Origin of the sequence: Nonomuraea antri (assembly GCF_013283785.1) — a bacterium.
Taxonomy (GTDB): domain Bacteria; phylum Actinomycetota; class Actinomycetes; order Streptosporangiales; family Streptosporangiaceae; genus Nonomuraea; species Nonomuraea antri.
Genome location: NZ_JABCPZ010000562.1, coordinates 1 through 1,131, shown reverse-complemented (window position 1 = coordinate 1,131; position 1,131 = coordinate 1). Strand labels below are relative to the sequence as shown.

Sequence of the window (1,131 nt, the reverse complement as noted above, 5' to 3'; positions counted from 1 at the left end):
CCCCACCACCCCGCCCAGCCACCGCGGTCGGGTCTCGCTGAGGCGGTTCCACCGGCTTCGGGGTGCACGGCGAGGAGACGGATAGCTGGATGACCTGCATCCACGTCCCCAGCCTGACAGTCCGCCTATCAAGGCGCCTCCCGGCAGCATCGAAGCGTCCTGCAGGCGTTCGGCGATGGGGTGCGGATGCGGGGCCCGATACAAGCTGGGGGCATGCGGAATCATGGAGTCGTTCGTCGCGGTCAGAGGGTTGGAATCGAGCGATGCGTCGCCCGTGCTCTCGTGGTACGCCGATGCCGGCGCGGCCAGGCCCTGGCAGGTGAACTCGCCGGTGGGTGAGGACTGGACCGGTGACGTGGCGGTGCGTGGCGAGACCATCGTCGCGGCGACCGCGGACTTCGACGGCGGCTCGCGCGTCCACGTGATGAGGGCCGAGCCCGGGGCGGAGCCGGTGGAGGTCTGGCGGATCGATCAGGGCAGGGTGTCGGCCGTTTCGCTGTCTCCGGACGGTGAGACCATGGCGGTCGCGGTCGACGTCGGAACGGTTCGCCTGGCTGAGCAGATCCACCTGGTGAGGATCGACGAACCCGGTGCATGCCCGTCGATCGTGCCGATGCGGCCGTCGACCTCGCATGTCTTCTCGATGACGCTGTGTTCCGCCGATCGGCTGATGCTGGCGAGAGTGGGCACCGCGCGCGGGCCGCAGCACAGGGAAGTGGCCGGCTATACGGTGTCCGGTGCGTTGTCCGGCCCCACGCCTCTCCTCCAGGACCATGTCCCTGGCGTTTTCCAGATTCTCGGTGCGGCGCTGTCGCCTGACGGAACACGGCTCGCGGCCGCGCATTCGGACGACGAAGGGGCCACGTTCTGCGTGTCCCTCGTCTCGGTGGGGACCGGCGCCAGGCGGCTCCTGCTCAAGCGGGAACACCGCCTGGCGGACCCGGCCTGGGCCGATCTCGCTTTCGACCGTGCCGGAGAGAGACTGCTCGTCGGTTATGGGCAGCTGGGATGGGTTTCCGTCGTGGACGCGGAGTTCGGCTCTCTTCTGGACGAGGACGAGGGAACCTGGGTACGCGCCGCATGGGGCTGAGTGGCGGGCGGGCCCGCGCTCACGCCGGCTGGGGGTTGGGA

At 69.5% G+C, this 1,131-nt stretch carries 1 protein-coding gene; it reads left to right on the top strand.

Translation table 11 applies throughout. The features are described from left to right. Window positions 1-223: 223 nt before the first annotated feature. Window positions 224-1,090: a WD40 repeat domain-containing protein gene (locus tag HII36_RS55370; protein ID WP_173531418.1), complete on the top strand. Its 867-nt coding sequence runs from the start codon at window positions 224-226 to the stop codon at window positions 1,088-1,090. The last annotated feature ends 41 nt before the right edge of the window (window positions 1,091-1,131 follow it).